General features: G+C 44.3%; 16 protein-coding genes. 13 read left to right on the top strand and 3 right to left on the bottom strand.

All coding sequences use genetic code 11. The features are described 5' to 3' along the window. The first annotated feature begins 268 nt into the window (after positions 1 to 268). Together RMY31_RS05320 and RMY31_RS05315 are read left to right on the top strand one after the other, a co-directional pair. A complete protein-coding gene (locus tag RMY31_RS05320; protein WP_322659170.1) occupies positions 269 to 2,296 on the top strand; it encodes a serine/threonine-protein kinase in 2,028 nt (675 codons plus the stop codon). 186 nt (positions 2,297 to 2,482) lie between these two features. After that, entirely contained in the window at positions 2,483 to 2,659 is a 177-nt protein-coding gene (locus RMY31_RS05315) for a hypothetical protein (protein WP_322659169.1), read from the top strand. A gap of 165 nt (positions 2,660 to 2,824) precedes the next feature. Here RMY31_RS05315 and RMY31_RS05310 read toward each other — a convergent pair whose 3' ends face one another. Then, the gene (locus tag RMY31_RS05310) at positions 2,825 to 3,166 is read right to left on the bottom strand and encodes an ArsR/SmtB family transcription factor (RefSeq protein WP_322659168.1); all 342 of its coding nucleotides are present in this window, start codon (positions 3,164 to 3,166) and stop codon (positions 2,825 to 2,827) included. Between the two features lie 80 nt (positions 3,167 to 3,246). Here RMY31_RS05310 and trxA point away from each other — a divergent pair, with 80 nt between their 5' ends. The 6 genes from trxA (at position 3,247) to RMY31_RS05280 (ending at position 8,741) form a co-directional block, all read left to right on the top strand. Then, complete coding sequence (gene trxA / locus RMY31_RS05305) at positions 3,247 to 3,579, top strand: thioredoxin (protein ID WP_322659167.1); 333 nt, start codon at positions 3,247 to 3,249, stop codon at positions 3,577 to 3,579. 149 nt (positions 3,580 to 3,728) lie between these two features. Further along, positions 3,729 to 4,823: an alkene reductase gene (locus RMY31_RS05300; RefSeq protein ID WP_322659166.1), complete on the top strand. Its 1,095-nt coding sequence runs from the start codon at positions 3,729 to 3,731 to the stop codon at positions 4,821 to 4,823. A gap of 133 nt (positions 4,824 to 4,956) precedes the next feature. Further along, positions 4,957 to 5,622, top strand: coding sequence for a nitroreductase family protein (locus RMY31_RS05295; protein ID WP_322659165.1), 666 nt, complete (start codon positions 4,957 to 4,959; stop codon positions 5,620 to 5,622). Between the two features lie 175 nt (positions 5,623 to 5,797). Then, positions 5,798 to 7,087, top strand: a complete 1,290-nt coding sequence (locus tag RMY31_RS05290) for an MFS transporter (protein WP_322659164.1) — start codon at positions 5,798 to 5,800, stop codon at positions 7,085 to 7,087. A gap of 36 nt (positions 7,088 to 7,123) precedes the next feature. After that, the gene (locus RMY31_RS05285; protein ID WP_322659163.1) at positions 7,124 to 7,813 is read left to right on the top strand and encodes an SDR family NAD(P)-dependent oxidoreductase; all 690 of its coding nucleotides are present in this window, start codon (positions 7,124 to 7,126) and stop codon (positions 7,811 to 7,813) included. Positions 7,814 to 8,042: 229 nt separating this feature from the next. Continuing rightward, positions 8,043 to 8,741: a glutathione binding-like protein gene (locus RMY31_RS05280; protein WP_322659162.1), complete on the top strand. Its 699-nt coding sequence runs from the start codon at positions 8,043 to 8,045 to the stop codon at positions 8,739 to 8,741. A 27-nt stretch (positions 8,742 to 8,768) separates the two neighbouring features. On the opposite strand, the gene RMY31_RS05275 is transcribed toward RMY31_RS05280, so the two are convergent. Together RMY31_RS05275 and RMY31_RS05270 are read right to left on the bottom strand one after the other, a co-directional pair. Continuing rightward, a complete protein-coding gene (locus RMY31_RS05275) occupies positions 8,769 to 9,131 on the bottom strand; it encodes a transposase (RefSeq protein ID WP_322659161.1) in 363 nt (120 codons plus the stop codon). Between the two features lie 111 nt (positions 9,132 to 9,242). Further along, positions 9,243 to 9,497, bottom strand: coding sequence for a hypothetical protein (locus tag RMY31_RS05270; protein ID WP_322659160.1), 255 nt, complete (start codon positions 9,495 to 9,497; stop codon positions 9,243 to 9,245). A gap of 119 nt (positions 9,498 to 9,616) precedes the next feature. On the opposite strand from RMY31_RS05270, the gene RMY31_RS05265 reads away from it, so the two are divergent. The 5 genes from RMY31_RS05265 (at position 9,617) to RMY31_RS05245 (ending at position 13,761) form a co-directional block, all read left to right on the top strand. Beyond that, positions 9,617 to 10,174 (top strand): RDD family protein, encoded by a 558-nt coding sequence (locus RMY31_RS05265; RefSeq protein ID WP_322659159.1) that lies wholly within the window; start codon positions 9,617 to 9,619, stop codon positions 10,172 to 10,174. Positions 10,175 to 10,217: 43 nt separating this feature from the next. Further along, positions 10,218 to 10,412 carry a 50S ribosomal protein L33 gene (rpmG, locus tag RMY31_RS05260; protein WP_096554383.1) on the top strand — a complete coding sequence of 65 codons (195 nt, stop codon included), beginning with the start codon at positions 10,218 to 10,220 and terminating at the stop codon, positions 10,410 to 10,412. Between the two features lie 2 nt (positions 10,413 to 10,414). Continuing rightward, entirely contained in the window at positions 10,415 to 10,630 is a 216-nt protein-coding gene (rpsR, locus tag RMY31_RS05255) for a 30S ribosomal protein S18 (RefSeq protein WP_017653421.1), read from the top strand. Between the two features lie 127 nt (positions 10,631 to 10,757). After that, positions 10,758 to 12,818 (top strand): ribonuclease R family protein, encoded by a 2,061-nt coding sequence (locus tag RMY31_RS05250; RefSeq protein ID WP_322659158.1) that lies wholly within the window; start codon positions 10,758 to 10,760, stop codon positions 12,816 to 12,818. A gap of 232 nt (positions 12,819 to 13,050) precedes the next feature. Next, positions 13,051 to 13,761: a chromophore lyase CpcT/CpeT gene (locus RMY31_RS05245; protein WP_322659157.1), complete on the top strand. Its 711-nt coding sequence runs from the start codon at positions 13,051 to 13,053 to the stop codon at positions 13,759 to 13,761. The last annotated feature ends 149 nt before the right edge of the window (positions 13,762 to 13,910 follow it).

Genomic DNA, 13,910 nt, shown 5'->3' with positions numbered 1-13,910 from the left:
AATAATATGATATAAATTTTACGAGCAGAAGCTGCGGCATCTTCTCAGCCATTACTTTTATTGTGGATTCTTGAGAACATATAGTTTAGGTACAGTAATACATATTAAGCGACCAGGATACTGGCGATCGCTCGACAAACAATATCATTTTTAATTTTAAATTGTTTAGTTACCTTGTATATTATTTTTTTGATGAATAATGACAATTTCATAGCAAAATTATACGTAAGCAATTAACATATACACAACCTGCAAATGGATTCCCAGTATGCTCTGCTGTTTGAATCCCGATTGTTCCGAACCTCAAAATCCTGATGGCAATCAGCGTTGCCAGAGTTGTAACACACCATTAACACCGCTATTAAGGGGACATTATCGCGTCATTAAAGTAATATCTGATGAAGGTGGATTCGGTAGAACATATCTATCTGAAGACGTAGATAAGTTGAATGAATGGTGTGTTGTCAAGCAATTTGCACCAAAAGTTAGAGAAAGTGCAGCTTTGAGGAAAGCAGTTGAGTTATTTCAAGAAGAAGCTCAAAGATTGCAATATTTGGGAGAACACGATCAAATTCCTGCTCTTTTAGCTTACTTTGAGCAAGATAATTACTTGTTTTTGGTACAGCAGTTTATCGATGGGCAGAATTTACTCCAAGAATTGCAATCAGGAACAACGTACAGCGAAAGCAAAATTTTAGAACTGTTGCTAGATTTATTGCCCGTCCTGAAATTTATCCACGATCGCGGTGTAATTCACCGAGATATCAAACCACAAAATATTATTCGTCGTCGCAGTGATGGGCGATTAGTACTAATTGATTTTGGTTCTGCAAAACAGCTGACAGTAAAAGTACACACTCAATTGGGAACGACCATCGGCTCGCATGGTTATACCCCCATTGAACAAATGCAGGATGGCAAAGCTTACCCAGCCAGTGATTTATTTAGTTTAGGTGTAACTTGTTTTCATTTATGGACTAGGGTTCGCCCATCGCAACTGTGGCTAAAACAGGGCTATAGTTGGGTTAATTCTTGGCAGCAATATTTACGTAATTCGGGTAGAAATAAAGTAGCTCTCAGCGTCAAGTTGAGTGAAGTTCTGGATAAACTATTGAAAATAGACATCGAACAGCGTTATCAGTCGGTTGATGAAGTGATTCGGGATTTGAGACAACCATCACTAGTACTAGAACCCCCAACCTTACAGACAGCGCCCCCAACCTTACTAACAGTTTCGACAACAATTCACAAATTAGTTTCAGGAACACTACTTAATAACAAAGTCAAAAAAACTTTGCTAGCCAATGCTGCCATCGTACTGTTGGGATTAGTAGGAGTTTCCTATTTGCAGTTTTTGCCGCAGCAAATTACTCAATCTTCAGATTCTTACCAAACCATTACTCTCAAAGGGCATTCCAGTGATGTGAATTCCGTCGCCTTTAGCCCTGACAGCAAAACCCTTGCCACTGGCAGCGATGACAAGACAGTTAAACTGTGGAATCTCTTAACTAAACAAGAAATCCACACCCTAAAAGGTCACTTTGAATGGATTTGGGCTGTCGCCTTCAGTCCAGATGGTCAGACCATTGCTAGTGGCAGTAAGGACAAGACAATTAAACTATGGAATCTGGCAACTGCCCAGGAAATCCGCACTTTCAAAGGACATACCGACGGTGTTGCTGCCATCGCTTTCAGTCCAGATGGCAAGACCCTTGCTAGCGGCAGCTTGGACAAGACAATTAAACTGTGGAACTTGGCAACTGGAAAGCAAATCCGCACCTTAGAAGGACACACCAAAGCGGTTGTATCTGTCGCCTTCAGTCCAGATGGCAAGACCCTTGCTACAGGTAGTTGGGATAATACAATTAAATTGTGGAATTTAGCCACAGGAAAGCAAATCCGCACCCTAGAAGGCCATACCAGATTAGTCCTTTGCGTTGCTTTCAGTCCAGATGGCAAGACTCTTGCTACTGGCAGTAGAGATAAGACAATTAAACTGTGGAATCTGGAGACAGGAGAGACAATCCGCACTCTGAAGCAGCATTCTGATAAAGTAAATTCTGTGGCCTTTAGTCCAGATGGCAAGACCCTTGCTAGCGGAAGTAATGATAACACCCTAAAACTCTGGAATCCGTCAACTGGAGAGGAAATTCGCACCTTGAAACAGGATTCTGGCTACATTTATTCCGTAGCTTTCAGTCCAGATGGTCAGACTATCGCCAGTGGTGGTAGTGCCGAGAACATTATTAAAATTTGGCGGGTGTCTCAGTTCCGATCGATTGCGATCGCTAAGTAGATACAGCACATATGACTGCACATATAACAATATCACCTAGCTTCAAAATAGAGATTGATGACTGATGACTGGCGTTCGTCAGTCAACATTCTTTTTTCAAATTGGTATAATTCCTACTTTTAGATACAGGTCAATTTCTCAATTAGCTAGTTAGCTTAAGACTAGAAATTACTACGGATGAAAAGCATGAATAAAACACTGTTAACAATTTTGATGTTTGCCTTCTTACTCTTGTTCATTATCTCTCCCTTTGCTGCCCTGACAGGTTTAATGCTCGTGGTGTTGTTTGCAGGGTTTTTTGTGCTAATAGGAAATTTATTCCAAGCAATTATTGGCGGCGATGTAAATTCTAACTCGCCATAAAAGCAAATATCAGGAGTCAAGAGACAGGAATTATTTTTGTTGTCTCCCTTGTCCTTCTGCCCCTCTGCCCCTCTGCCCCTCTGCCCCTCTGCTCACGCCAGTTGCTACAACGGAGGGAACCTCCGCACGCACTGGCTCCCCTGCCCCTCTGCCTCCCCTACCCTACTAACGACTGTTGACTGTTGATTGGTGACAAACAAGCAATGGCTGAGCCGATCGCAACACCGCATCCAACAATCCAGGAAACAGTGCCTCTAAATCTTCATGCCGCAACTGATTAATGTGTTGTGTCCCCTCTTTATGGGTCAAGACTACTCCCGACTCTCGTAAAATTTTGAAGTGATTGGACATGGTGGACTTAGCGATCGCAAAATCAAACTCGGCACAGCACTGCTCACCCTTGGTCGCCAGCAAGCGTACAATCTCTAGCCGCACTGGATCGCCTAATGCATACAGCACTCCTGGTAAAGAAATGTCTTTTCGGTCTGGATGATATAAGAATCTCATAGTTGCATTATCTCTGAGAATGACGTATATTTTACTTATTCGATAATATCGAATAATTGAATTAAATCAGGAAGGCTATTATGTCATCCGTTACAAATGTCACAGAAACCACATTTAAACCAGAAGTCCTGGAAAGTGAAATTCCAGTATTAGTGGACTTTTGGGCACCTTGGTGCGGGCCGTGTCGAATGGTAGCTCCGGTCGTAGATGAAGTTGCTGCCGAATATGAAGGAAAGGTGAAAGTGGTGAAGCTGAATACAGATCAAAATCCCACTATTGCCAGTCATTATGGAATTCGCAGCATTCCCACGCTGATGGTCTTTAAAGGGGGGAGACAAGTTGATACAGTCGTGGGAGCAGTGCCCAAAACCACCTTGACTAAGACTCTAGCACAGCATATTCGGCAAAGTTAATAGCTAAGGGTGGGCATTGCTCACCCTTAGTCTGGGGGAGGTAGAGGGGTAGGGGGCTATCGCTAGCAAGCTACTACCAAGAAATTGGATTATTTATTTTTTGGTATTCCCATTAATAAAGTTTTCCATGCTTATTTGGAGATTTAACTATGACTGCTGATATTAACCTATTTTCTCCCTATCAATTAGGCAACTTAGAACTGCCCAACCGTATAATAATGGCTCCGTTAACCCGAAACAGGGCAGAGCAGGGAAATGTGCCGCACCAACTTAATGCCACCTACTATGCTCAACGCGCTTCCGCTGGGCTGATTATTGCTGAAGCAACTCAGGTTACTCCTCAAGGACAAGGGTATCCTTATACACCAGGGATTCATTCTCCAGAACAGGTAGCAGGTTGGAAGTTAGTGACTGATACTGTACATCAGCAAGGAGGGCGAATTTTTCTACAACTCTGGCATGTAGGCAGGATTTCCCACCCAGACTTGCAACCGAATGGGGAATTACCTGTAGCTCCTTCTGCCATTGCTCCTCAAGGTGAGGCATCAACCTATGAGGGACATAAACCCTTTGTAACTCCTCGTGCTTTGGAAACCTCAGAAATACTGGGGATAGTGGAAAAGTACCGTCAGGGTGCTGCTAATGCCCTCGCGGCTGGGTTTGATGGAGTAGAAATTCATGCAGCTAATGGTTATTTAATTGACCAGTTTCTCCGAGATGGCACAAATCAGCGTACAGATAAGTATGGAGGTTCAATTGAGAATCGCGCCCGATTCTTATTAGAAGTAACTGAGGCAGTAACTGATGTGTGGGGTGCTGAACGGGTGGGAGTACGCCTTTCTCCTAGTGGGACGTTTAACGATATGCGTGACTCCAATCCCTTGGAAACCTTTGGCTATGCAGCCCAAGCGCTGAACCAGTTTGATTTAGCTTATCTACATATCTTTGAGGCAATAGACGCAGATATCAGATATGGTGGGATGATTGTACCAACTAGTCATTTGCGCGATCGCTTTACAGGTACACTCATCGTCAATGGCGGTTATACCCATGAAAAAGGTAATGCCGTACTGGCAAACAAAGCAGCGGATTTAGTTGCTTTTGGTACTCTATTTATATCAAATCCAGATTTACCGCGACGCTTAGCTGTGAATGCACCGCTGAATCCGCCAGACCAAACAACCTTTTATGGCGGCGGGGAAAAAGGATATACAGACTATCCATTTTGGTCGGCTGCTTCGTAATTCGTAATGAAGGGGCACAAGGCCGCAACGCTCGTACTCAAATTTAATCTGAGTTTCCCGGCTTGCATATTTAGCCTTATTTTGGATAATTGGCATAGATTAGTTGCTGGTCAAATTGAAATAGGAGAATCTCATGAGTTCTATCACCCAAATTCAACCTCTAGATGTGCCCAGTGCGATCGCCCAGCGTCGTTCAATCAAAACTTTTAAAACAGACCCCATCGCCCCAGAACTGCTTAAGCAACTTGTAGAGTTAACTGTGGCTGCACCCAGCAGTTTTAATATCCAAGACTGGCAAATCATCCTTATTCAAGATGAAGCGCAAAAGGCAGCACTAGCAGCAGCAGCATGGAATCAACAGCAAATTATCCAAGCACCCGTCACCTTTGTTTTTGCAGCCGATCCCACAGCAGGCAACAAAGACTTGACCCCGATTCTAGAGCAGGGACTTCAGACCGGGGCATGGAATGAAGGCACTGTGAACTATTTTAAAAATGCCGTTCCACAATTCCAAAATGCGCTGGGAGACAAGCAACGGGAATATGCCATTAAAGATGCCATGATTGCTGCCACCCATTTAGTATTAGCAGCAGAAAGTTTGGGTTTGTCTACTTGCTTTATGAATGGCTGGCTTGAGGAAAAAGTCAAAGAAGTCATTGGTGCAGCGGATAATCCAGATTTAGCGATCGCCGTTGTCGTCCCCGTTGGCTACGCAGCAGAACCACGCTTAAATCCTGGTCGTTTGCCATTCTCCTACAACGTCTCTGTAGACAAAATAGGTAATCCCTATAAAGGTTAGTTCTGAGATTGGGAAATAAGGGAGATAGGAGACACAAGGAAGCCTTAGAACTTGAAGTTTAGAGTTTAAAGGTTTAAGTTTCACCTTTAAAGGCTCAAACCTCAGCCTCAAAGGTGCAAACTTTCACTTCCTCATCTCCCTCATCTCCCTTGTCCTCCCAGTCCCCAATCCCCATATGTCCCTAGCCTCCTTTCTGGCGCGTCGTTCGTTTCACTACGGTTGGCTCGTCGCTGGATTAACCTTTCTAGCTTTGCTCGTAGCAGCGGGAATTCGCTCGGCTCCCGGAGTACTAATCGTACCTCTAGAAAAAGAGTTCGGCTGGAGTAGAGCTACTATATCGCTGGCAATCTCCGCGAACTTAATACTCTACGGATTAATCGGCCCTTTTGCAGCCACGGTCATGGAGCGGATTGGTATTCGCCGGACGATGGTGTTTGCACTCGCATTAATCGCTATTGGCGTTGGCTGCACCACCTTCATATCAGCTTCTTGGCAGCTAGTTTTACTGTGGGGCATTGTTGTTGGGATGGGCAGCGGAGTTATCGCCTTAGTTTTGGGTGCTATTGTTGTCAATCGCTGGTTTTATGAGCAGCGGGGTCTAGTTCTCGGTATTCTGACTGCCAGTACAGCTACCGGACAATTACTGTTTCTGCCAATATTGGCATCAATAACCGATCGCTTCGGGTGGCGAACTGCCGTTCTAGGTTTAACTGGTGCAGCATTACTAATTATTCCAGCGATCGCTTTATTCATGCGCGATCGTCCTGCGTCGGTTGGTTTGCGACCCTTTGGCGATCGAAGTGAAACGGTGGAAGTACCACAATCTAAAGTGAATTCTATCGGCTCAACTCTCAGCGTCCTCTGGCTGGGGATGCGTACTCGTGACTTTTGGTTTTTATTTGGTAGCTTTTTTATCTGCGGGGCAAGTACAAATGGGCTAATTGGGACGCATTTAATTCCTGCCTGCATCGATCATGGTATTCCCGAAGTCCGAGCCGCTAGCCTTTTGGCAATCATGGGTATCTTTGATTTTGTTGGGACAACTGTCTCCGGTTGGTTATCTGACCGCTGGAATAATCGTTACCTGTTGTGCTGGTACTATGGGCTGCGGGGTTTATCCTTGATTTTCTTACCCTTTAGTTTCCACCTTTCGTTCTATGGACTTTCTGTCTTTGCAATTTTTTACGGGCTTGATTGGATAGCTACTGTACCACCTACAGTCCGCCTGACTGCAAATGCGTTTGGCAAAGAAAATGTCGGCATTATGTTTGGTTGGATAGTTGCAGGACATCAAATTGGCGCGGCTACCACAGCATTTGGAGCTGGAGCTTTGAGAACTTGGTTAGGCAGTTATCTGCACGCGTTTATCTTATCGGGTATTTTATGCTTGATAGCAGCAGTCTTAGTCCTGCGGATTAGTCAAACTCCTAGTAATTGGAGAGAAAAACAACTGACAACTAACTAACCGCCTTCTGTATGTCTCAATTACTTAGATAAATCTATGCCAACAACAGCTTTAATTGTCGGAGCAGGTAGTGGACTAAGTGCTTCTTTGGCTCGCCTCTTTGCGAAAGAGGGAATGAGTGTTGCTTTAGCTGCTCGCCAAATTGAGAAACTGACTCAGCTCAGCAGTGAAATTGGTGCGGTCAGTTTTGCCACCGATGTCTCCAAACCGGACGAAGTACAACAATTATTTATTGATGTAGAAAATAAACTCAGTTGGCCGAATGTCGTAGTTTACAATCCTAGCTACCGAGTGCAGGGGCCGCTTGTGGATCTAGACCCAAGTGAAGTAGCGAAAACTCTAGATATAACTGCTTACGGCGGCTTTTTGGTTGCTCAAGCTGCTGCGAAAAGGATGTTGGAACAGGGGAGTGGTGCTATCTTCTTTACCGGAGCTTCAGCAAGTGTGAAGGGTTACGCTCAGTCTGCACCCTTTGCAATGGGCAAATTTGCGTTACGTGGTTTGGCTCAAAGTATTGCCAGAGAACTAGCACCAAAGAATATTCATGTAGCACATTTTGTCATTGATGGTGGTATTCGTTCAGCAGTACGCCCAGACCCAGCAAACAATCCCGATAGTACTCTAGACCCGGATGCGATCGCTCAAACTTATCTCAGCATTCTCCGCCAACCCCGCAGTGCTTGGACATGGGAAGTAGAACTGCGTCCGTGGGTAGAGCATTTCTGATTCTTTGTGTCTTAGTGTCTTGTTGAGACAGTCCGGTCTTGGGGGTTTCCACGCCAGTTGCTATCCTGCGGGAAGCTGCGCAGAGCGCGTCTACAAGTCGGCAAAGCCGCCCAACGCACTGGCTCCCCATGAGGAACTGCCGTTAGCGCAGCGTTAGCGACGTTAGGAGCGTCACCCGAAGGGTGGTTTAAAAAGATATTTCACTCAGATTACTCAGGAGAAATAACTAATGATTGACCTTTACTATTGGACAACCCCAAACGGTCACAAAATTACGATATTTCTAGAAGAAGTCGGCTTACCTTACAACATTATTCCTGTAAATATTGGGGCTGGGGAGCAGTTTCAGCCTGAGTTTCTCAAGGTTTCTCCCAACAATCGCATCCCAGCAATTGTCGATCGCGAACCAGCAAATGGAGATGCGCCGATTTCCGTTTTTGAGTCTGGTGCAATTTTGTTGTATTTGGCAGAAAAAACTGGAAAATTGATTCCTCAAGATGTGGCGGGTCGCGTTGAAGTCCTTCAATGGTTGTTCTGGCAAATGGCAGGTTTAGGGCCAATGGCAGGACAGAACCACCACTTTAGCAGCTATGCTCCCGAAAAGATTGACTATGCCATCAACCGTTATGTGAATGAGACGGGACGTTTATATGCAGTGCTAGATAAGCGACTGGCAGATAGAGAGTTTGTTGCTGGCGATTATTCCATTGCGGATATTGCTGCCTATCCTTGGATTGTCCCTTATGAACGCCAAAGCCAGAAGTTAGAGGATTTTCCCAATCTGAAGCGCTGGTTTGAGACAATTCAGGTTCGCCCCGCAACAATTCGCGCCTACGATAAGGCGGAGGCATTCAAAAATCAGACGCTGGATATGGAAAAATCACGAGAGTTGTTATTTAATCAATCGGCCAACACAGTTCAGCGTTAAGCCTTATAGAACCCATTTGGGATCTATCTAACCAGTTGCCAGTCTTTTAAGCATCAGTCGGACAAAACAGAGATTAACTTTAGTGGCGGCACGATCGAGAGTTCTTTCAAAGTTCTCAACCAAACCTTTACATTTTTCCATCCCAGAGTTGGTTCTTTTGATCGCCCATCTAGCTTTGACTGGGACAAAGCCCTTTTTTCCTTCCTTTTCCTTGTGAGCTTTCGACGGTTTGGGCGACAGATGAAACTCGATCTTATTCACGATTTGAGGATAAACTTTTTTCAACTCAAACTCTAGTTTTTCAGGATGATATCCGTTGTCAAGAAGGATGGTGATTTTGGGAATGTTAACGGGTTTAGATTTGAAGTAATCGATGCGAACAGACAACATTTCAATTAATCCCCGATCGTGATGAGTAGAATACTTTTGTGACTTGATTTCGTAAATGTTAGCTTTTACTTTGCTTGACCAAACTTACGTGAAATGCATTTGAAACTATTTCTATTTAAGTACATCCTTAACGCTCACGATTCCCTTACTGCACCACGCGTGTAGCGGCCATCTGCTAGATTGCTGGTCAAGTGCTGATAAGACGCGGAAATTAAAAACATCCTTCCACACCTCAACCCCATGCTGGGTAACAAAAGTTTTCTCCAATTCTTTAAAACGCGGATAGTTACTGTAATTAATAACAATCAGCATGGGAATGATTGTGCTGGCTGGAATTTGATCAGCAGTTGTGCTAATGGATGTCATTCTGGGTAATCCTCAAAAATAGAAATAAAAAGCCCAGCACGTGTCTAAGCCACCACTTTAATATTAAAAACAGGAGCAATGATTATTTGCCAACGTCTAACTATAAACACTTATTTTGTATGACTATCGAACGAATTCCCCAAAAACATTATCCTAAAGCCGAGATTGGGCGACGAGGTATGGCATTAGGACTTGATTTCCTCGGTGTCTGGTTAGTGAGTTCCCTCTTGGGAAGTAATGGTGTCGGGATTCAAGTTGTGCAGATCCTGGTTTTTGCGATTTTGTGGCTGGTTTTGCGAGTGGTGGTGGTATACAACAATCAAGGGCAAAGTTTAGGACGTTGGGCGTTCGATTTGAAGATTCTAGAAGTTGAAGATGGGCAAGTAGTGGGTAGGATTCCAGAATTGCAGGCGCTGCTAAAACGAGAAGCTATAATTTGCCTTGGTGCCCTTTTGGTTTCCATTGCCCTAAATAACATCCGTGCCAATCCCACTGCTATACTGCTAGTACTTCCTCTGGCTATTGACTGTGGTAGGGCGTTCTCTGATACCCAGTTGCGGCAAGCTTGGCATGACCGCTATGCTGGAACTTTCATTGTTTCGTCGCGTCGTGGCTACTCGCTGGATATAAAAATCAAGCGATTAGTTGAAAGTTTGCAACGAAATGTGAGAAGATAGTAATTTGTGTTAATTCTCCTCAGGCTTTAGCGTTTGTAAGATTATGGCTAAAAGTAAAGGTGTCCGCATAATAGTGACACTAGAATGTACCGAGTGTCGTACTAACCCAGACAAGCGATCGCCTGGTGTCTCCCGCTATACCAGCACCAAGAACCGTCGCAACACAACTAACCGACTAGAACTGAAAAAGTTCTGTACCCACTGCAACAAACATACCGTTCACAAGGAAATTAAGTAAAGATGAGCTATTACCGTCGTCGCCTGTCTCCCATTAAGCCGGGAGAGCCAATCGATTATAAGGATGTTGATTTGTTGCGGAAGTTTGTCACCGAGCGGGGTAAGATACTACCACGTCGGATTACTGGGCTGACATGTCAGCAGCAGCGAGATTTGACATTAGCGATTAAGCGTGCCCGGATTGTGGCTTTGTTGCCATTTATCAATGCGGAAGGCTAATTAAGATTTGTGAGTTATGAGTTGAGAATCAAAACTCCTGTACAGACGCGATTAATCGCGTCTCTACTGCTAACTCCTAACTGAAAAATTATTTAAACTGTTCACTAATAATTTAATTGCGAGAGTTGTGGAGAAGGGGACGCTAGTTGAATTTCGGGTTCAAGGCGATCGCCGTCTGGGTGTGGTAGATCGTCCAGATGGCAAAACCCGTTGGTTTGTGGTAGATGAACGCGGTCAATCCCACAGCCTCGCGCCTAGACAAATCACTTATACAGTTAACGGACAAGCCTACAAGCCTTCTGAGATTGCCAGCTTTATAGAGCAAGTCAAGTCTTATTTAGATCCATCGAGCTTGGAGGTAGCATGGGAATTACTGGTGGAAGATGCAGAAGCAGTTACACCTTCGGAAATGGCAAATCTGCTGTTTTCTGAATCAGACCCAGCTTTTTGTTATGCCGCCCATTGCTTGTTATCAGACGACAAACTCTATTTCAAGCAAAAAGGAGACGCTTACGAAGCCCGAACAGCAGCTCAGGTAGCAGAACGCAAACACCAAATAGAAGTAGAAGCGCTCAAAGCTAGGGGACAGCAGGAATTTTTAGCTCGTGTAGAACAAGCACTCCGAGGTGAAGCAGTAGAATGGCAGCGCCACGATCGCCAGCGCTTAGAAGGACTAGAAAAATATGCGACGCTACTGGCAGATGTTGTGCGGGTAGGGCTAAATTATGACTCTCTAGCTCGTGCCTATCCTCCTAGTGCCCCAGTCTTAGAAACTATGACCATGCTGGGTCGTCCCGCAACTCCCCAAGGCGCTTTTCAATTATTGATAGACTTGGGTTGGTGGAATGCTCACGAGAACTTGTTCCTGCGTCGTTCTTCAATTCCAGTTCAGTTTCCTAGCAAGGTAGTAGAAGTGGCGCAACAGCGTTTGGATTTCCCTCCAACTGACTTAGATGCAAATCGCCTAGATTTGACTCATCTGAAGGTCTACACAATTGATGATGAAAGCACCACTGAGATAGACGATGGTCTTAGTTGGGAATTACTCTTAGATGGACGGGAGCGGCTGTGGGTACACATCGCTGACCCGACTCGGTGGTTAATCCCAGAAGATGATTTGGATCTAGAAGCCAGGAAGCGAGGAAGTACAGTTTATTTGCCGACGGGGATGATTCCCATGTTCCCGGAGGTGTTGGCAACTGGGCCAATGAGTTTGGTTCAGGGGCAAGTTTGTTGTGCCTTGAGTTTTGGAGTTGTTTTAGATACAACTGGGGCGGTAGAAGATTACTGCATTCGTACCAGCTTCATTAAGCCGACATATCGCCTTACCTACGAAGATGTAGATGAGATGCTGCAATTGGGAGTGGAAGCAGAACCAGAAATAGAAGCGATCGCAACTTGGGCGCGGCGGCGCAAATCTTGGCGCTACAACCAAGGCGCAATCAGCATCAACATGCCAGAGGCAACGATCAAAGTCAAAGGCGACGATATCAGCATTGACATTTTAGATGATTCTTCATCGCGACAATTGGTAGCAGAGATGATGATTCTCGCTGGGGAGGTGGCAGCCCGTTACGGTCAAGTTCACAAGATACCTTTGCCCTTTCGCGGTCAGCCACAGCCAGAATTACCCCCGGAAGAAGAATTGCTCCAGTTACCGGCAGGATTTGTGCGTGCTTGTGCCATGCGTCGTTGTATGCCCAAGAGTGAAATGAGCATCACTCCTGTGCGTCATGCTGGTTTGGGTTTGGATACCTACACCCAAGCAACTTCTCCTATTCGTCGCTACAGTGACTTGCTGACTCACTTTCAACTGAAAGCCCACTTGCGGGGTGAAGTTCTGCCCTTCTCAGCAGAACAACTTAAAGAAGTCATGATGACCGTCACCAGTACCACCCAAGAAGTGACAATGGTAGAACGGCAAACTAATAGATATTGGGCATTAGAGTATTTGCGCCGTCATCCTGAGCAAGTTTGGCATGTCACAGTTTTAATGTGGCTACGAGAAGACAGCAACTTAGCATTGATTTTGTTAGAAGATTTGGGCTTGCAGTTACCGATGTCATTTAGACGTTCGGTGAGCTTAGGCGAACAGATATTAGTAAAGGTTAGCCACGCCGATCCGCAAAAAGATTCTATTCAGTTTCAAGAAATTATTTATCAAGAAGCTCAAACGGCTAACAATTAAGTTATGTATTGCTTTTAATTTAGCTATTTGGGCTTGTGAGAACAATTGTAGACAACAGATAATTTTGCTTGCGATCGCACGACAAACTACAATTTATTAATTGTTGAGTATCTTCGGGATATTGCTTAATTACAGATTAAGGCATAAATTCATTAATACCAGAAAAAGCAGTAGTAGCCATAAAATTATCGTTTGATAAAACACCTTGACATTGAAGAGGTTTCATTAAATTATGAATCCACTCAAAGTATATGCTCTGACAGTCATACTATCAGGATTTACACTTACTCAAGCAAACCGCGCTACTGCCATTACTGTGCCACCACTTGAAACGCAGGTTAAGCAAGTAGCACAGTGGTTCACTGGTTTATTCGACAATTCTCAACAGGTAACTAGCAACCCTTCTGTACCACTCATCACTTTGTCAAGCTGTAGTGTGCAATTGACTGATGCTAACCCTGTAATTGGAATACAAAACATTTATCTTGAACAAAAAAGTATTAATCGCTTCCGTCTTTATTCTTTTAGCCAAGGAAATTCAGCAGTGAATCTCAGCATTCGTGCCTTTGATACAAGCTATCCTGTTAGTGGATTATGTAATCGACCTGAGTCCGAACAGATTATTGACTCTGGCAAAGTTCTGGGAACAAGCTGTAACCTTGAACTCTTTTGGGAACCAACTAATTATATTGGGAATAATACCCCTAATGGCTGTCCAACAAGTTCTGGCGGTAAGGTAGTTTCTAGTGTAGCTGTCTCGAAAATTGGTATCGATTCTTTAGACAAGATTTTCGCAGCTAATGGCAATTTGCTGGTCGCCACGCCTATTGAGTTTCGCCGAGTTTATTCTATCCCTGAACCGTCCTTTATATTAGGACTGCTAGCTGTTGGCATCTGGGGTACAAGAAAGGCAATTTCAGTAAAAATTAAAAATTTGTCTTGAAAAGTTTGCTACGGAGGGAAACTCTCCTGGCAACTTTTCGCAAAATTAAAAATAGTAAAACCCAATCTTGGCAGTTGACGATATGCACTTGAAATGCATATCAGCTTAATGAAATATGCTGCAAAATTCAGATATCTTTTAGATAAATA

It is taken from the genome of Dendronalium sp. ChiSLP03b, assembly GCF_034531165.2.
Taxonomy (GTDB): Bacteria; Cyanobacteriota; Cyanobacteriia; order Cyanobacteriales; family Nostocaceae; genus Dendronalium; species Dendronalium minutum.
Note: the sequence above shows the minus strand (reverse complement) of the source record. Positions and strands in the feature narration are given on the sequence as shown.